14 protein-coding genes are annotated in these 16,857 nt (G+C 70.6%); 9 read left to right on the plus strand and 5 right to left on the minus strand.

From position 1 onward, the window contains the following. The first annotated feature begins 35 nt into the window (after nucleotides 1-35). The 4 genes from AB0G04_RS13435 (at nucleotide 36) to AB0G04_RS13450 (ending at nucleotide 6,263) form a co-directional block, all read left to right on the plus strand. On the plus strand, nucleotides 36-1,244 hold the full coding sequence (locus AB0G04_RS13435; RefSeq protein ID WP_360981599.1) for a sulfite oxidase: 1,209 nt from the start codon (nucleotides 36-38) through the stop codon (nucleotides 1,242-1,244). A 23-nt stretch (nucleotides 1,245-1,267) separates the two neighbouring features. Further along, on the plus strand, nucleotides 1,268-2,314 hold the full coding sequence (locus tag AB0G04_RS13440; RefSeq protein ID WP_360981602.1) for a LacI family DNA-binding transcriptional regulator: 1,047 nt from the start codon (nucleotides 1,268-1,270) through the stop codon (nucleotides 2,312-2,314). A gap of 82 nt (nucleotides 2,315-2,396) precedes the next feature. Then, a complete protein-coding gene (locus AB0G04_RS13445; RefSeq protein ID WP_360981605.1) occupies nucleotides 2,397-4,076 on the plus strand; it encodes a glycoside hydrolase family 13 protein in 1,680 nt (559 codons plus the stop codon). Between the two features lie 243 nt (nucleotides 4,077-4,319). Then, on the plus strand, nucleotides 4,320-6,263 hold the full coding sequence (locus AB0G04_RS13450; RefSeq protein WP_360981608.1) for a bifunctional diguanylate cyclase/phosphodiesterase: 1,944 nt from the start codon (nucleotides 4,320-4,322) through the stop codon (nucleotides 6,261-6,263). A 21-nt stretch (nucleotides 6,264-6,284) separates the two neighbouring features. Here the strand turns inward: AB0G04_RS13450 and AB0G04_RS13455 are convergent, their stop codons facing one another. After that, nucleotides 6,285-7,088 (minus strand): SAM-dependent methyltransferase, encoded by an 804-nt coding sequence (locus AB0G04_RS13455; RefSeq protein WP_360981611.1) that lies wholly within the window; start codon nucleotides 7,086-7,088, stop codon nucleotides 6,285-6,287. 235 nt (nucleotides 7,089-7,323) lie between these two features. Between AB0G04_RS13455 and AB0G04_RS13460 the strand changes: the two genes are divergently transcribed. Further along, on the plus strand, nucleotides 7,324-8,337 hold the full coding sequence (locus AB0G04_RS13460) for a hypothetical protein (RefSeq protein WP_360981614.1): 1,014 nt from the start codon (nucleotides 7,324-7,326) through the stop codon (nucleotides 8,335-8,337). An 86-nt stretch (nucleotides 8,338-8,423) separates the two neighbouring features. Here AB0G04_RS13460 and AB0G04_RS13465 read toward each other — a convergent pair whose 3' ends face one another. The 3 genes from AB0G04_RS13465 to AB0G04_RS13475 are packed head-to-tail and all read right to left on the minus strand — an operon-like array spanning nucleotide 8,424 to nucleotide 11,056. Next, complete coding sequence (locus tag AB0G04_RS13465; RefSeq protein ID WP_360981617.1) at nucleotides 8,424-9,182, minus strand: ABC transporter ATP-binding protein; 759 nt, start codon at nucleotides 9,180-9,182, stop codon at nucleotides 8,424-8,426. Further along, the gene (locus AB0G04_RS13470; RefSeq protein ID WP_360981620.1) at nucleotides 9,169-10,191 is read right to left on the minus strand and encodes an ABC transporter substrate-binding protein; all 1,023 of its coding nucleotides are present in this window, start codon (nucleotides 10,189-10,191) and stop codon (nucleotides 9,169-9,171) included. Before AB0G04_RS13470 ends, AB0G04_RS13465 begins: the two co-directional genes overlap by 14 nt. A 16-nt stretch (nucleotides 10,192-10,207) precedes the next feature. Further along, nucleotides 10,208-11,056 (minus strand): ABC transporter permease, encoded by an 849-nt coding sequence (locus tag AB0G04_RS13475; RefSeq protein WP_360981623.1) that lies wholly within the window; start codon nucleotides 11,054-11,056, stop codon nucleotides 10,208-10,210. A gap of 155 nt (nucleotides 11,057-11,211) precedes the next feature. Between AB0G04_RS13475 and AB0G04_RS13480 the strand changes: the two genes are divergently transcribed. Genes AB0G04_RS13480 through AB0G04_RS13495 form a run of 4 tightly spaced genes read left to right on the plus strand, consistent with a single transcriptional unit; the run spans nucleotide 11,212 to nucleotide 14,563 of the window. Next, nucleotides 11,212-12,123: an amino acid ABC transporter permease gene (locus AB0G04_RS13480; RefSeq protein WP_360981626.1), complete on the plus strand. Its 912-nt coding sequence runs from the start codon at nucleotides 11,212-11,214 to the stop codon at nucleotides 12,121-12,123. Further along, entirely contained in the window at nucleotides 12,120-12,875 is a 756-nt protein-coding gene (locus AB0G04_RS13485) for an amino acid ABC transporter ATP-binding protein (protein WP_360981629.1), read from the plus strand. The genes AB0G04_RS13480 and AB0G04_RS13485 overlap by 4 nt, the downstream gene beginning before the upstream one ends. Before the next feature lie 24 nt (nucleotides 12,876-12,899). Beyond that, on the plus strand, nucleotides 12,900-13,871 hold the full coding sequence (locus AB0G04_RS13490; protein WP_360981632.1) for an ABC transporter substrate-binding protein: 972 nt from the start codon (nucleotides 12,900-12,902) through the stop codon (nucleotides 13,869-13,871). After that, the gene (locus tag AB0G04_RS13495) at nucleotides 13,868-14,563 is read left to right on the plus strand and encodes a GNAT family N-acetyltransferase (protein ID WP_360981636.1); all 696 of its coding nucleotides are present in this window, start codon (nucleotides 13,868-13,870) and stop codon (nucleotides 14,561-14,563) included. The genes AB0G04_RS13490 and AB0G04_RS13495 overlap by 4 nt, the downstream gene beginning before the upstream one ends. Here the strand turns inward: AB0G04_RS13495 and AB0G04_RS13500 are convergent. Continuing rightward, complete coding sequence (locus AB0G04_RS13500; protein ID WP_360981639.1) at nucleotides 14,541-15,518, minus strand: LysR family transcriptional regulator; 978 nt, start codon at nucleotides 15,516-15,518, stop codon at nucleotides 14,541-14,543. The genes AB0G04_RS13495 and AB0G04_RS13500 overlap by 23 nt on opposite strands. Nucleotides 15,519-16,857 lie beyond the last annotated feature (1,339 nt).

Below are 16,857 nucleotides of genomic sequence, written 5' to 3' on the forward strand. Positions count from 1 at the left end.
CTACAACTCCTATGGAATCGATAGGATGTGTCGCCATGAACGAGGGTGTATACGACGAGCGCCGACTGCGCGACTTCATGGCCGGGCGGACCAGCGGTTTCTCCCGGCGGACCCTGCTCGCGCTGACCGCCGCCGCAGGTGTCGGCGCGGCCCTGCCGGGTAGCCCCGCACACGCCGCCGGGCCGATCGTCAAACCGCTGCCGGCCGACCTGTTCCGCAGTCTCGGCACCAACGCCGAGACACTCTGGTCAGCACTCAAGGGCCAGGGCTACTACGTGCCCGTGGATCGCTTCTTCGTCCGCAACCACACGGTCACCCCGGCGATCGACGCGTCGACGTGGAGTCTGGAGATCTCCGGCTCGGGTACCAGGACCGCCCACTTCACGCTCGACGACCTCAAGCGCCTGCCGAGCGTGACCCGGCCGGTGGCGATCGAGTGCGCCGGCAACGGCCGGGGCTACTTCACCACCCAGCAGGGCCAGACCGTCGCCGGCACCGCGTGGCGGCTCGGCGCCATCGGCGTCGGCAAGTGGACCGGCGTCCGGCTCTCCACGGTGCTGCGCAAGGCCGGGATCAGGAAGAGCGCCGTCGACGTCCAGCCGATCGGCCTCGACCCGAACTTCGTCAGCGGCGGCGTGGACCTCGGCCCGGTCCGCCGGCCGTTCCCGATCCGCAAGGCGTTCGACGATGTGCTGCTCGCCTACGAACTGAACGACGAGCCGCTCCCGCCGGACCACGGCTTCCCGGTACGGGTGGTCGTCCCGGAGTGGATCGGGATCTCCTCGATCAAGTGGGTCGGGCGGATCGAGGTCTCCGCCGAACCGCTCTTCTCCCCCTGGAACACCCAGTTCTACCGGCTGTTCGGGCCGCAGTTCCCGGCCGAGGGCGCGCCGTTCGATCGACAGGTCGTCAAGAGCGCCTTCGAACTGGACCCGGGCGCGACGTTCCCGGCCGGCGTGCGGACCCGGCTCACCGGTCGCTCGTGGTCGGCGGACGGCCCGATCCGCAAGGTCGAGGTCAGCACCGACGGCGGTACGACGTGGCGGCGCGCGCGGCCGTACGGCTCGACGCCGGGCGGGGTCTGGCAGCGCTGGGAGTACGACTGGACGCCGGCGGCCGGGGAGCACGTGCTGCTGGCCCGGGCCACCGACGTACGCGGCAACACCCAGCCGGAGGTCGCCGAGTTCAACACCCTCGGTTACCTCTTCGACGCGGCCGTCCGCGTGCCGGTGACCGCGGGGTAACACCCTGGGATAGTGTGCCGCCCATGCCGTCGGGAAAGGCCACGTCCAGCGACGTCGCGGCGGCCGCGGGCGTCTCCCGTTCGGCGGTGTCGTTCGCGTTCAACAACCCTCAGCGGATCTCGGTGGCGACCAGGGAACGGATCCTGGCCGCCGCCGAGGCGCTGGGCTACGCGCCGAGCACTCTGGGCCGGATGCTTCAGGCCGGCACCACCAACTCGATCGGGGTGCTGCTGCCGCAGGGGCTGGGGCGGATCCTGGAGAACCCGTACTACTCCCGCTTCCTGATGGGCGCCGGGCAGGTGTGCGACCAGGAGGGATACACCCTGCTGCTGACGCCGCCGCTGCAGGATTCGGTGCTCAGGGCGATCCCGTACGCCGCGGTGGACGGCTTCGTGGTGTGCGGGCTGGAGGCCGACCGGGGCGAGGTGGCCGAGCTGACCCGCCGCGGCATCCCGTTCGTGCTGATCGACAGCGACCGGCTGGAAGGCGCGCCGAGCGTCGAGGTCGACGACCGGGGCGGCGCCCGGGAGGTGGCCCGTTACCTGCTCGAACTCGGGCATCGCCGACTGGCCGTGCTCTCCATCGACCCGGGCGCCGAGGTGCCGGTGCGCGGCTATCGCGGTCCGCTGGCGCGGCGGATGGCCGGTATCGCGGATGCGCTCGCCGAGTTCGGGCTGACGATGGCCGACGTACGGCTGGCCGAGGTTCCGGTGACCAGGGCCGAGGGCTACCGCGCCACGATCGCTCTGATGTCCGGCGATCCGATGTCCGGCGGGGAGCCGCCGACGGCCGTGCTGGCATTGTCGGACGTGCTGGCGTACGGGGCCGTGGATGCCCTGCAAGAACTTGCAATCAAAGTGCCCGCAGAGGTGTCCGTGACGGGGTTCGACGACCTTGCGGAGTCCTCCTGGTTCCGGCCCCGGCTCACCACCGTGCGACAGCCGATCGTGACCAAGGGACGGATGGCCGCCGAGTTCCTGATCTCGGCAATCAGGGGTGAGGAACAGCACCCGCACCACACTCTCGGCACCTCACTGATCGTCCGGGAATCCACCGCGAAACCGGCATAACGGCGCGCTGCAAGAACTTGCTGCAAGAAAGCAGCGCCCAACCTATGTAACACGTGTTAGTAAGCTGCTAGCGTTCGTCGCCATGACGGACCAACTGATCGCACCGCCCACCGTGGAGGCGCCCCCCGCATCGTGGTGGCGCAACGCGGTCATCTACCAGATCTACCCGCGCAGCTTCGCCGACTCCAACGGCGACGGCATCGGTGACCTGCCCGGCATCCACAGCCGGCTGCCGTACCTGCGGGACCTGGGCGTGGACGCGGTGTGGCTCTCGCCCTTCTACGCCTCGCCCCAGGCGGACGCGGGTTACGACGTCTCCGACTACCGCACCGTCGACCCGATCTTCGGCACCGTCGCCGACGCCGAACGGCTGATCTCCGGCGCCCACGCCCTCGGCCTGCGGGTCATCGTCGACCTGGTTCCGAACCACTCCTCCGACCAGCACGAATGGTTCAAGCGCGCGCTCGCCGACGGGCCCGGCTCGCCGTTCCGCGAGCGCTACCACTTCCGCCCCGGCAAGGGCGAGAACGGTGAACTGCCGCCGAACGACTGGCCGTCGATCTTCGGCGGCCCGGCCTGGACCCGCGTCGACGACGGCGAGTGGTACCTGCACCTGTTCGCCCCCGAGCAGCCCGACTTCAACTGGGACCACCCGGCCGTACGCGACGAGTTCAAGACCATCCTGCGGTTCTGGCTCGACCTGGGCGTCGACGGTTTCCGGGTCGACGTGGCACACGGCATGGTCAAGGAGGACGGCCTGCCCGACCTCGGCGACGTCGGCGAATGGCACCTGCTCGGCGCCGGCGAGAGCCCGTTCTTCGACCGCGAGGGCGTGCACGAGATCTACCGCGACTGGCGCCGGATCCTCGACGAGTACCCCGGCGAGCGCATCGCCGTCGCCGAGGCGTGGGCGCCGACGCTGGCCCGCGTCTCCAACTACGTCCGTGACGACGAGCTGCACCAGGCGTTCAACTTCAGCTACCTCGGCACCGCCTGGAACGTGCACGAGCAGCAGCAGATGATCGACGAGTCGCTCGCCGCCATGCGTGTCGTAGGCGCCCCGACCACCTGGACCCTCTCCAACCACGACGTGGTCCGGCACACCACCCGCCTGATGCAGAAGATCGACGGCGAGGCGGCCGGCCGCAAACCCACCGAGGTGGACGACGAGGCCGGTCTGCGCCGTGGCCGCGCGGCGTCCGCGCTGATGCTGGCACTGCCCGGTTCGGCCTACCTCTACCAGGGCGAGGAACTCGGGCTGCCCGAGGTCATCGACCTGCCGCCGGAGGCACGTCAGGACCCCGCCTTCCACCGCGCGGCAGGTCAGGACGGCTATCGCGACGGCTGCCGGGTGCCGATCCCGTGGAGCGGCGACCGGGCACCGTACGGCTTCGGCCCGGACGGCGGCGGCAGCTGGCTGCCGCAGCCGGAGGCGTGGGCGGCACTCAGCGTGGCCGCGCAGGCCGGCGTCCCCGGCTCCACCCTCGAGCTCTACCGCTCGGCCCTGGCCATCCGCAAGACCGAACCGGCGCTGGCACCGACGGACAACCTGCGCTGGATCGCGGCGCCGGCCGGCGTACTCGCCTTCGAACGCGAGGTCGAGGGCGCCCCGGTCTTCCGCTGCACGGTCAACATGAGCGACGAGCCGGTCGCGGTCGGGCGGCCCGGCGAGCTTCTGCTGGCCAGCGGCCCGGTCGAGGGCACCGCCGACAACCTCGTCCTGCCGCCGGACACCACCGTCTGGTGGTCCATCCCCCGGTGAGAGACGTCCGGCCATCCCCGCCGTCGGCGGGGATGGCCGGACCTCTGCCAGTACGGCGCACCCGGTGCGGAGTCGGTGGCAGAGCGGGAGCAAGGCTCAAGGCGGGTCACCGGGGGCCGATCGGCAGCGCGTGATCGATGACCGTGCCGAAGAGCCGCTCCACGACGGCGACCGCACCCCGGCTGTACACCGCCAGCCGCTCGGGGCTGTCGCGGCGGCCGCCCGCGACGGGGTCGTGGGCGGATGATGCGCCGTGGACGGGACGGTCTGCGCCGTACCCGCCGGTGGGTGATCTCGTCGTTCATCGTCTCGCTGGCACTGCTGTCCGGGTTCTCGCTGGTGGACGACCGGCGACACGCCGCCATCGTCGAGGACCTGGTCCGGGACGCCGAGCGGGTGGCCGCCTACCAGCAGGCCGCCTATCTGTCGGCGTACGAGATGTCGCTGATCCAGGCGGCCGCCGACGACCCGGCCGGGGCCGCCCGGCAGCGGGTGCTGACCGTGGACGACGAGACGTACCGGGCGACCCTGGCGATCGCCGCGGTCGCCGAGGACCGCGCGGACGTGACCGAGGCCGGCACCATCGCGCGGCGGCAGGTCAACCTCCGTCAGGTGATCATCTGGTATCTGTCGCTGCTCGACCGCGGCGAGACGGCGAAGGCACGGGACACGCTGGAGACCGTCATCGCGCCCACCTACCGGCGCAACACCGACCGGCTGCTGCGGCTGCGCGACCGCTCCCAGCAGAGCTACGCACGGCATCAGGAGACCGCCCGGCAGGACTCGCACCGGCTGGTCTGGGGCGGTGGCGTCACGTTCGCGCTGAGCCTGCTCGTGGTGGGGCTGTTCGGCTGGCACACCCGCGCGCACCGCCGGCAGGTCGAGGCGCTCGCCGCCACCGACATGCTGACCGGGCTGCCGAACCGGGCCGCCTTCACCAACGGTCTGCAGAAGGCGCTGGCCGCGACCCGGCCGGACCCGTTCAATCCCGGTATCACCGTGCTGACCGTCAACATCGACGGCTTCCGGCATGTCAACGACCAGCTCGGCCCGCACGTCGGCGACCGGCTGCTGGCCGAGGCCGGATGGCGGCTGTCCGAGGCGGTCCGGGACAGTGACCTGGTCGCGCGGACCGGCGGCGACGAGTTCGCGATCCTGCTGCGCGACCTGGACCCGGCCCGCACCGATGTGGTCGCGGCCCGGCTGCGGGAGGCGTTCGACCAGTCGTTCCAGCTCGACGACATCACCGTCGACCTGGAGATCAGTATCGGGGCGGCGGCCGCCGCACCGGACGACGACGTGACCACCCTGCTCGGGCACGCGGACAGCGCCATGCACGACGCGAAACAGCAGCACGGCAGTTTCCGCCGGTTCAGTGGCGGCAGCGGGCAGGACAGTGCCGACCGGCTCACCCTGCTCGGCGATCTGCGGCGCGGGCTCACCGACGACTCCCAGTTCACCCTGCACTACCAGCCGAAGGTGTCCCTCATCGACGGTTCACTGTCCGGGGTGGAGGCGCTGGCCCGCTGGTACCACCCGACCCGGGGGCCGGTGCCGCCGGGACAGTTCGTGCCGGTGCTGGAAACCACCAGCCTCATCCACCCCTTCACCGAGCGGGTCCTCACCATCGCCCTGCAGCAGGCCCGCACCTGGCTGGACGCCGGGCACCGGGTGCCGGTCGCGGTGAACGTGTCCACCCGCAGCCTGCTCGAGGAGTCGTTCCCGGGGCGGGTGGCCGCACTGCTGGCGTCCACCGGGGTGCCCGGGGAGCTGCTGTGCATCGAGATCACCGAGCACACCGTGCTGTCCGACCCGACGACCACCATCGAGGCGCTGCGCCAGGTCCGTGAACTGGGCGTGAAGACGTCGATCGACGACTTCGGCACGGGCTACTCGTCGTTGACGTACCTCAAGTTGCTGCCCGTCGACGAGTTGAAGATCGACCGCTCGTTCGTGGCCGACATGGTCGCCGACTCCTCCAGCCACGCGCTCGTGGCCTCGGCCGTGGACCTGGCCCACAACCTGGGTCTCACCGTGGTGGCCGAGGGCGTCGAGGACGTCCCGACCGCGGTGGCGCTGAGCGGGCTGGGCTGTGACACCGCCCAGGGTTACCACTTCGCCCGCCCGGTGCCGGCCGCCGACCTCGATCTTGGCGGCTGCACGCCACCGCTGTCCCAGCTGCGCTGAGACAGCGGTGAGCGACAGGTCTCAGGGTTTGCGGGCGACCGCGCCGTACTCGTCGACCTCGCGCAGGTCCTCGCCGGCGGCGTCGGGTGCGGGACGCCACCTCGAGCACGGCACCAGGCCGGGCTCCAGCACCTCGAGGCCGTCGAGGAACCGGGCGATCTGGTCGGGGTGGCGCAGGTGGTAGCTGAGCGGGGCGTTCGCGTTCCACACGCCGATCGCCTCCTCGAAGGCCGGCCCGTCGAGCACGTTGGTGCCGTCGGCGGTGATGAGGAAGCTGCCCGGCGGCAGCGCCGCCAGCAACTCCCGGACGATGGCGATCGCCTGCTCGATGTCGGGCACGTGACCGAGAATGTTCATCAGGATCAAGCCGACCGGCTGGTCCAGGTCGAGCGTGCCACGCGCCGCCGCGATGATCTTCGCGGGCTCGTGCAGGTTCGCATCGATGTACTCGGTGCGGCCCTCGGGCGTGCTGGTCAGCAGCGCACGCGCGTGTGCCAGCACCAGTGGGTCGTTGTCCACGTAGACGATCCGCGCGTCTCCGGCCGCGGCCTGCGCCACCTGGTGGGTGTTCTCCGCCGTCGGCATGCCGGTGCCGATGTCCAGGAACTGCCGGATGCCGGCCTCTTTCACCAGAAAGGTGACGGCCCGCTTGAGGAACGCCCGTGAGTGGCGTGCCACCACGGTGATGTCCGGGTAGAGGTCCGCGAAATCGTCGCCGACCGCCCGGTCCACCGGGAAGTTGTCCTTGCCGCCCAGCCAGTAGTTCCACACCCGTGCCGAGTGCGGCACGCTGGTGTCCAGTTTGGCGGCGTCACGGTCGGTCATGGCGGCTCCCGTCGGCGGGCGTCACTGTCGGCGACGAGCATACGCCGACCCCCGAAGTGGTCCACACCGGACGGTGACCGCCACGGCAGCGGCATCCCCGTCAACCCGGCTGTCGTGTGCCGCTGTCTCAGCGCGTGTGAGACAGCGGTACGCGACAGCCGGGAACATCTCATACCGCGGGACCGCCGGCCGATCATTCGCGTCGCCACTGTCCCACGATCTCCGAGGTCAACCCATGCCAGTTCTGTCCCGCCCCGCGATCCTCCTCGCCGCCGCATCGGTCGCGGCCGGGCTCCTTGTCGCGCCGGGCGCCGCCCACGCCGGGGCCGGCACCACCGCCGAAACGGCGACCGAGCTCAGCGCCGCCGAGATGAAGGCCGCGGTGGCGGCCGTCGCCGAGGCGACCGAGGCGGCCGGCGCCACGGGCTGGGCGGCGCGGGCCGACTTCAGCATCTCGGCCGGCGGCAACAGCCTCACCGGCTGGCAGCGGCTCCGGATCGACCGGGTCCGGTGGGCGGCCGACTCCACGTTCGCGCTCAGTGGGCAGGCCGAGTCCCGGTCGGTCCTCAAGCAGGGCGCCGGCGTCTACGACCCGGTCGCCGACGGCATGGGCCGCTCGGCGCTGAAGATGATGGGACGGCCCGCGGTCCGGTACGTCTTCGAGGCCGACCCGTCGGTGACCCTGGACAAGGCGGCACCCGGCCCGGTGGAACTGGCCGCGCCGACGGTCGGCGCCGGGACCCGGACGGTGCACGAGGACGGCACGATCGACTACCGGTTCAGCGAGCCGACGGTGGGCGACGTGACCCTGCACACCGATGTGTCGTCGGTGCTGACCTCGGCCGAGTCCGACCTGTCCGACGACGGGCTGACCGTGTCGATGGCGATCGGCTACACCTACGGCGAGCAGGACGTCGCGGTGCCCGCCGCCGGCGAGACGATCGACGCGAAGACGCTGGCCGCCGGGGTCGCGTACCTCGGCATGGCCGGCACCGTGAAGTCCGCCGCGACCGGCGGTGCCGCCGACACCCGCAAGGCGGCCAAGGGCGGCACGGTCAAGGTGGCGACGCTGCGCACGCTCGTCGGCCGGAAGGCGGCCGCGGCCAACAGATCCGCCGGGGTGGCGATGGTCAAGGTCAAGAACATCACGGCGGGCGTACGGGTGTACGCCACCAACCCGTGGACGAAGAAGTCGGCCGCCTACACGGTGAAGGCGTCCGGCAAGAAGGTCGTGACGAAGAAGGCGTGACCGCCGCGGGGGTGGAGCGCGTGACACGCCCCACCCCGCGTGGTGACCCGCGCCCCGGAGCGCGGGTCACCACGCGAGGCCGTGGGTCAGGCGGTCACGCGGTCGCGGATGGCGTGGCCGATCTCGGCTCGCAGGGCCGCGAACTCGGGGAGGCCGCGCAGCTCGTCGGCGGCGATGCCGGTACGCGGCAGGTCGATCCGCAGATCCAGGGCGATCCGGCCGGGCCGCGGGGTGAGGACCACCACCCGGCTGCCGAGGAACACCGCCTCGTCGACGCTGTGCGTGACGAAGACGCTGGTGCGCCCGGTCTCGACACTCACCTGCCGCAGATCGTCCTGGAGTTTCTCCCGGGTGAGCGCGTCCAGGGCCGCGAACGGCTCGTCCAGCAGCAGCAGGGGGTTGTCGACGGCCAGCGCCCGGGCGATGGCGACGCGCTGCTGCTGGCCGCCGGAGATCTGCCAGGTACGCCGCTTGGCGACGTCGTGCAGACCGACCCGGGCGAGCAGTTCGTCGACCCGGCCGGCCCCGGCGGGCTGACCGGCGTACTTGAGCGCCAGCGCGACGTTGCCGCCGACGGTCTTCCACGGGAACAGCCGCGGCTGCTGGAAGACCAGCCCGGCTCCGCGCCCCGGAACGGGTGCCGTGCCGTCGGTCAGCACGGTCCCGCTCGTGGGCTGCTCGAAACCGGCGATCAGGCGCAGCAGCGTGCTCTTGCCGCAGCCGGACGCGCCGACCAGGACCAGGAACTCCCCCGCCGGGACGGTCAGGTCGATCGGGCCGACCGCCGTGACGTCCCCATAGGAATGGGAGAGGCCGTCGATGACGATCGCGTCAGCTGAGGACACCGGGCAGTCCCTTGACGTAGATCGCCTTCTGCACGTCGGCAAGCGACGGCACGGCGTCGATCTTCTGCTGCGACTTGAGGAACTCGGCGGCGCTGACCAGGTTGTCGGCGAGCTTGCCGGGCGCGCCCTCGGTGCCCAGCCACTCCGGCGAGGACAGGTCGGCCGGCTTGAGGAAGACGCCCTGGGACAGCTGGGCCTTGGCGTCGGCGGCCGGCAGGTTCAGCTCGGTACCGACGGCCTTGGCGGCCGCGTCCGGGTCCGTCGCGATGATGTCGAGGGCCTGTGCCTCGGCCTTGCGCCACGCGTCGACGGCTGCCGGGTGCGCGGTGGCGAACGCGGTGGACACGACACCCAGGTCGAGCGTGGGCTTGCCGCCGGCGGCCAGTTCACGGCTGGTGATCAGGACCTTGCCGTTCTTCTTCAGCGCGTCGAGCGACGGCAGCCAGCTGTACGCGGCGTCGATGTCACCGCGGGTCCAGGCGGCCAGGATGTCCTGCGGCTCGAGGTCCACGATGGTCAGCTCGGACTCCTTGACCCCGGCGGAGTCGAGTGCCGCGAGCAGGCTGTAGTGGGCGGTGGAGGCGAACGGGGTGGCGACCTTCTTGCCGCGCAGCCCGGCCACGTCGTCGACGCCGGAACCGTTGCGGGCCACCAGCGCCTCGTTGTCACCGGCCACGTCGAGGACGAACGCGACCTGGTAGGGAATGTTCAGCGGGGCGGACAGGCCGCGGGCCACCGGGCTGGAGCCGATCGCCGCGATGTCGACGCTCTTGGCGACGAACGCGGTGTTGATGCTGGCCCCGGAGTCGAACTTCGTCCAGGTGATCTTGTAGTCGGGCAGCGCCTTCTCCAGGAGCCCCTGGTTCTTGACGATCAGGTCACCACTCGGGAACGCCTGGTACGCGATCCGGATCGACTTCTCTTCGGGGTTGTTTCCGCCGCTGGCGGCCCCGTTGCCACAGCCGGCCAGCAGCAGGACGGCGGTTGCGGCGGCGAGGAACTTCTTCACTGGAACGATTCCCTATCTATGCGCGGCCCCGCCACGGGATCAGCCGTTCTTCGCTGATCCGCAGCAGAGCGTCGATGAGCAGGCCGGAGAGGCCGATGGCGAAGAGGCCGAGGACGACCACGTCGGTCTGGGAGTAGCGCTGGGCGTCGCGGATCATGCCGCCGATGCCGGGTACGCCGTTGATGGTCTCGGCGGCGACCACCGAGGAGTACGCCACCCCGACCGCCAGCCGGATGCCGGTGAAGATCTCCGGCAGCGCGTTCGGCAGCACCACGTCGCGGATGGTCTGCCAGCGGCCGGCCCCGAGCGCGCGGGCCGCCTCGACCAGGCCGGTCGGTGCACCGTGGACAGCGGCGGCGGTGGCCACCGCGACGGGCGGCAGGGCGGCGATCGACAGCAGCCACAGCTTCGGGGTCTCGTCGATGCCGAACCAGATGATGAACAGGCTGAAGTAGGCCAGCGGGGGCAGTGCGCGAACGAACGTGACGACCGGTTCGGCGACCACCCGCAGCCAGCCGACGGTGCCGAGGAGTACGCCGAGCAGCAGGCCACCGGCCACGCCGATGGCCGAGCCGATGACGATGCGCCGCAGCGAGACGCCGAGGTGCTCGATGAGCAGGTGGCCGCTGTATCCCCGTACGCCGTCATGGGTCGTCGAGGTGGTGATGAGCTGGTCCCACACCGCACCGGGTGAGGGGATGAAGGTCGGGTTGTTCATGACCCGCGCCGTCAGCTCCCACAGCAGGTAGAGCGCGACCAGAGCGAGGAGGCGCAGCGTGAGCCGGCGACGGAGGCCGCCGCCGGGCGCGAGCGCCGCTCTCTCCACCGGCGGAGCGGGTGGTGCGGAGGCAAGGGTGGTGGTCACGGGATTCTCCTGGCAGGGGAGCTCGGGAATGCCCGGTATTCCTATCGCATCTATGGGCTTACAGGCAATACCCGTCCCACGCGCAACAACCTCGTTAAACATATATAGCTGATAGGACTTGAGGGAGATGCGGGCCGCTGCCTAGCGTCGTCGGCATGAGCGTCCTCACCCCGCCCCGGCAGCGGACCGCCGCCGGCGACGATCTCGTCGTCGTCCCCGCCAGACATCCCTGGCGGTGGGCCGCGACCGCGCTCGTGCTGGTGCTGCTCGCGCAGTTCGGGCACGGCCTGGTCACCAACCCCGGCTGGGACTGGGGGACGTTCGCCGGGTACTTCCTGGAGAAGACGGTCGTCGAGTCGTTGCTGCTCACCCTCGAGCTGACCCTCGCCGGTGCGGTCCTCGGCTTCCTCGGCGGCATCCCGCTCGCCGCCATGCGGCTGTCGTCCGACCCGGTGCTGTCCGTGGTCAGCTGGACCTACATCTGGGTGTTCCGGTCCGTGCCGCTGCTGGTGCAGCTGCTGTTCTGGGCCAACCTCGGCTACCTCTACGAAACGCTGCAGGTCGGCATCCCGTTCGGGCCGGGTGTCTCGTTCCCGACCGTCAACCTGATCAGCTCGTTCGGAGCGGCGGTCCTCGGCCTGGCGCTGCACGAGGCCGCGTACGCGGGCGAGATCATCCGGGCCGGTCTGCTCTCGGTCGACTCCGGCCAGCACGAGGCGGCAGCCGCGCTCGGCATCCCGAAGTGGCGGCAGTTCACGCGGATCGTGCTGCCCCAGGCGATGCGCGCGATCCTGCCGAACGCCGCGAACCTGCTGGTCAACCTGCTCAAAAGCACGTCCGTCGTGTACATCCTGGCAATCGGTGAGCTGTTCTACCAGGTACAGGTGATCTATGGCCGCAACGGGCGGGTCGTGCCGCTGCTGATGGTCGCGACGGTCTGGTACGTGATCCTCACCGCGCTGCTGTCGGTCCTGCAGTACTACACCGAGCGGCACTTCGCCCGCGGCGCCGTCCGGACGCTGCCGCCCACCCCGTTCCAGCGACTGAAGGCGGCGATCAAGCGATGATCCAGCTCACCGGCGTGCGCAAGTCGTTCGGTGGCACCGAGGTGCTGCGCGGCGTCGACCTGTCGGCGAAGGCCGGCACGGTCACCGTGATCCTGGGCCCGTCCGGCTCCGGCAAGTCCACCCTGCTGCGCTGCATCAACCGCCTGGAAAAGGCCGACAGCGGCACGGTACGGGTCGACGGCGAATTGATCGGCTACCGGCAGAACGGCAACCGGCTGCACGAGCTCAGCGAGCGGCAGATCCTCCGGCAGCGCGCCAGGATCGGCTTCGTCTTCCAGAACTTCAACCTGTTCCCCCATCTCACCGCCCTGCAGAACGTCGCGGAGGCGCAGATCTCGGCACTCGGGCGAACCGCGAGCGCGGCGTACGAGAAAGCCCACGAACTACTGGAACTCGTGGACGTCTGGGACCGTGCCGGCGCCTACCCCCGCCAGCTCTCCGGCGGTCAGCAGCAGCGCGTGGCGATCGCACGCGCCCTGGCCCTGGACCCGAAACTCATCCTGTTCGACGAGCCCACCTCCGCCCTGGACCCGGAACTCGTCGGCGAGGTCCTCGACGTGCTGCGTGCTCTGGCCGCCCGCGGCACCACCATGATCGTCGTCACGCACGAGATCGGATTCGCCCGGGAGGCCGCCGACACGGTCGTCTTCATGGACTCCGGCCGCATCGTCGAACAGGGCCGTCCCGACGAGGTGCTCGACCACCCCCGGCACGAACGTACCCGCGCCTTCCTCTCCAAAGTCCTCGTCTAGTTCCTCCTTCGAATCGGAGCTCCCATGCGTACCGGATGGATCGTCGCCCTTGCCGCAGTGACGCTGAGCCTGAGCGCCTGCGCCGCGCCCGAGGAGAAACCGGCCGAGGCCGCCGGGCCGGCGGCGTCGGCCGCGCCGGCCCTCAACACCGGCCCCGACCAGAAACGGATCGTCCCGCCGAGGGACGAGGCCGCCGCCGCGCTGCTGCCGGCCGACGTCAAGGCGTCCGGCAAGCTGCTCATCGGGGTCGGAGCGGCCGGCTCCGGCTTCCCGCCGCTCGCCTTCGCCGCCACCGACAACAAGACGCTGATCGGCAACGAGCCGGACATCGCCGTCGCCATCGCGAGCACCCTGGGCCTCGAACCGGTCCTGGAGAACACGTCCTGGGAGAACCTGTTCATCGGCCTGGACAGCGGCAAGTTCCAGCTCGGCGCCTCGAACATCACCGTCACCGAGGAACGCAAGCTCAAGTACGACTTCGTCACCTACCGCCTGGACAACCTGGGCTGGCTGGCGAAGAAGGGCTCCGGCCTGACCGTCACCAAACCCGCCGACATCGCCGGCAAGAGGGTCTCGGTCAGCTCCGGCACCAACCAGGAGAAGATCCTGGTCGAGTGGGCCGAAGAGGTGAAGAAGGCCGGCCTGCCCGCGGTCGTCATCAAGTACTACCAGACCAACCAGGCCGTCTACCTGGCGCTCGGCTCGGGCCAGATCGATCTGCACCTCGGCCCGAACCCGTCGGCCACCTACCACGTCGCGACGACCGGGCAGACCGAGATCGTCGGCACCTACTCCGGCGCCGGCAAAGAACTTCAGGGACTGATCGCACTCACCACCAAGAAGGACAACGGCCTCGTCCAGGCGTACGCGGCGGCCCTCGACAAGCTGATCGCCTCCGGTGACTACGCCCGCATCCTCGAGCGCTGGAACCTCGCCGGCGAGGCCGTGACCAAGGCCGAGGTCAACCCGCCGGGCCTGCCGATCGAGGGCAGATGACCCGCGTCCTCGCCGCGGCCGCGGTCCTGGACAACCCGGTGTGGAGCTCGCTCACCGGTGCGCACTCGGGGTTCGCGGTCGTCAACGGCCAGGCGGCACGGTACGACCACGACGTCGCCCCGTTCCACGCCCTCGCCGACCCGGCCGATCCGCGGGCCTGGGCCGACCTGACCGAACTGGTCGAGCCCGGCACCGCGGTGACGATCGCCGGGGCGGGCACGGTCGCCCATCCCGGCTGGCAGGTCGACCGCAGCGTCGCCGGCGTCCAGCTGGTCGACGTCGCGCTGCGTCCGGCACCGGCACCGGACGCGATCCGGCTCGGCGCGGCCGACGTACCGGAGATCCTCGACCTGATCGACCGCACTCGGCCCGGCCCGTTCCTCCGCCGGACCGTCGAGCTCGGCAGCTACCTGGGTCTGCGTTCGCCGGACGGCCGGCTGATCGCGATGGCCGGCGAGCGGCTGCACCCGGCCGGCTGGACCGAGATCAGCGCCGTCTGCACCGATCCCGCACATCGACGGAAAGGCCTGGCCACGTATCTGGTCCGGGCCGTCGCGGCCGGCATCCGGCAACGCGGGGAGACGCCGTTCCTGCACACGTCGGCCGGCAACGTGCACGCCATCCGGCTCTACGAGTCGATCGGATTCCTGCTGCGGAGGCGGACCGACTTCACGGCGTACCGGCGGACATGACCTCCGGCTCCTCGCCGGCGGCCGGCTCGAGGCCGGCCGGGGGCTGCTGATTCCCCGGAACGGGCAGGTCACGGCCGGCGACCTCGACCAGATGGTGGCGCAGCGACTGGGCCGCGACACTCAACGGCCGGTTCCGCTGATGCATGACACCGATCGGCGGATGCGCCGGCGGCGGATGCAGCTGCCGGACCGCGATCATCGGCCCGCCGTACGTCTCGGCCACCGTCCGGGGCAGCAGCCCCACCCCGAGACCGGCCGCCACCAGCTCACGGACCCCGGCCGGGCTGTGCGTCTCGAAGTACACCCGTGGCAGGAAACCGGCCGACCGGGCCGCGTCCTCCAGGATCCAGCGCAGCCCGCTGCCGGGCGGCATGCTGACGAACGGCTCATCGCGTACCTCCCCCAGAGTCAGACGGCCCCCGTGTGCCTGCGCGTGGCCCGGCGGCAGAGCCAGAATCAGTCGCTCGTCGGCGAGCGGCACCGCGTCGAACCGGGGCGGCAGATCGGCGTACGCCGGCCCGACCACCAGATCCAGCTCGCCGTTGTCGCACGCACCGAGCAGCCCGGTGATCCGTCCCGACCGCAGCCGGACCGCGATCTGCGGATGCCGGTCCCGGAACCTCGCCAGCGCGCCGGCCAGGTCGTACGGTCCCAGCCCGGCGGTCGCGCCGACCAGCACCCGGCCGCTGACCACCGCGGTGATCTCGGTCATCTCGCTGCGGGCACCGTCGAGCTCGGCCAGGATCCGCCGCGCCCGCGCCACGAACATCTCCCCCGCCGGGGTCAGCGCCACCTTCCGCGTGGTCCGGGCGAACAGCGTCACCCCGAGCTCCACCTCGAGCGCCCGCACCTGCGACGAAACGGCCGACTGCGCCACGTGCAGCCGCTCGGCCGCGCGGGTGAACCCGCCGTACCGGGCCACCGCCTCGACGTAGCTGAGCTGCCGGATCTCCACCTCCCGATGGTGATCAGCACTCCGGTCCCCCACACCGGCAAAGATCAAATTCACCCGGATCGGGTACGGCGTACGCGTCCCGGTTCATGGGGTGAGGCCCGGCTGCCCGACCCGGCCCCGTGAGCCGCAGCCTCCCTGGCGGCTTGAGATGCTCCGCAATCTCTACCAGCACAGACTGGCTGAACAAATCGCCCGCCGCTTCACAGAGGCCATAGGGATACCCTCCGTCTGGGCCTCGGTGAAACGCCCGGCCGGAACCGCTATGCCTTGATGTCCCGCCGGCTCAGTCCAGTGCCCCGGTTAAGACACCCAGCCCCGAACCGCCACGCCTTGATGTCGTGCCGGTTCAGGCCCTCGACGACAAGGTCGGAAGCCGATCGACGCAGCCGGCCTCCTCGGCACGGTTGCCGATTACATCGCCGTCCGCGGCGATGATCTCTGCGGGCGGCGAGTCCCTCCCGGGCCTCCGCCTTTCGTGCTGTGACGCTCGTCCACTATGCAGGAGCGATACTCCGGTCCTCGAAAGGATCGATTTTGGCATGATCATTTGCTTACAGTTTCGGATCGAGATCCGGGATGATAATACGCGTGCAGCAGGGGTCTTTGTTCAGCCGAGCGGAAATAGCCGCCATGCGCGACCGGACCGCGGCACGGAACAATCCCAAGAGCCGCGAAGATTTCCGTCGTGAACACGCGCGCCGCCGTTTCTGGGGGTTGCAGAGACGCCATGCCGAGAAACTCCGCCGAGCCCGCCTGACCGATTGCGGGTCCCAGGACGGGAGTGGGCAAGCCCATTTCGCCGCGCTCGGCCGGGAGATGCCCGTCAACGGCCGCCCCGTCGAGTTCCGGTCGGCACCTGGAAGGACCGCCACGGCAGCAGCCGAAGAGCCCGCCGCGTCAACACCCGAAGAGCCCGCCGTGGCAGCAGCCAAAGGGTCCGCCACGGCAGCAGCCGGAGAATTCGCCGCGTCAACACCGCCTTCCGCGCCGCCATCACCGGGTGAATCGGGGCCGGCGAAGCCGCCCCGAACAGCACAGCGGCCGCTTCGGACACCACAGTGGCCAGATCAACCAGCACAGCGGCCGATGCCGGCATCGGCCGCGCGGAATACGTCGGCACAGGGTCCGGCGCACTGTCCGGCGGGGATCCGTCGGCCGGAGGTGGCGACTCCGGTCACACCCTGCCCCACCGAGCTGCGGATGCGGAAAGCAATACCGCCGAAGACGTCGCATCCGATCACACGGCTCGCATCGTGCCGGCAATTGCGGGGGAAGTGGCTCGCTGCACCGCTGGCCGGACCATCATTTCGGCCACTGTCCGGTCCGGAGCGCTACGGGA

The organism is Actinoplanes sp. NPDC023801 (assembly GCF_040639655.1).
In the GTDB taxonomy this organism is placed as follows: Bacteria; Actinomycetota; Actinomycetes; order Mycobacteriales; family Micromonosporaceae; genus Actinoplanes.

Coding starts and splice junctions, on each gene's coding strand:
- AB0G04_RS13445 (WP_360981605.1), top strand. CDS start 2,397: ATGACGGACCAACTGATCGCACCGCCCACCGTGGAGGCGCCCCCCGCA.
- AB0G04_RS13485 (WP_360981629.1), top strand. CDS start 12,120: ATGATCCAGCTCACCGGCGTGCGCAAGTCGTTCGGTGGCACCGAGGTG.
- AB0G04_RS13450 (WP_360981608.1), top strand. CDS start 4,320: ATGATGCGCCGTGGACGGGACGGTCTGCGCCGTACCCGCCGGTGGGTG.
- AB0G04_RS13495 (WP_360981636.1), top strand. CDS start 13,868: ATGACCCGCGTCCTCGCCGCGGCCGCGGTCCTGGACAACCCGGTGTGG.
- AB0G04_RS13435 (WP_360981599.1), top strand. CDS start 36: ATGAACGAGGGTGTATACGACGAGCGCCGACTGCGCGACTTCATGGCC.
- AB0G04_RS13480 (WP_360981626.1), top strand. CDS start 11,212: ATGAGCGTCCTCACCCCGCCCCGGCAGCGGACCGCCGCCGGCGACGAT.
- AB0G04_RS13455 (WP_360981611.1), bottom strand. CDS start 7,088: ATGACCGACCGTGACGCCGCCAAACTGGACACCAGCGTGCCGCACTCG.
- AB0G04_RS13490 (WP_360981632.1), top strand. CDS start 12,900: ATGCGTACCGGATGGATCGTCGCCCTTGCCGCAGTGACGCTGAGCCTG.
- AB0G04_RS13460 (WP_360981614.1), top strand. CDS start 7,324: ATGCCAGTTCTGTCCCGCCCCGCGATCCTCCTCGCCGCCGCATCGGTC.
- AB0G04_RS13440 (WP_360981602.1), top strand. CDS start 1,268: ATGCCGTCGGGAAAGGCCACGTCCAGCGACGTCGCGGCGGCCGCGGGC.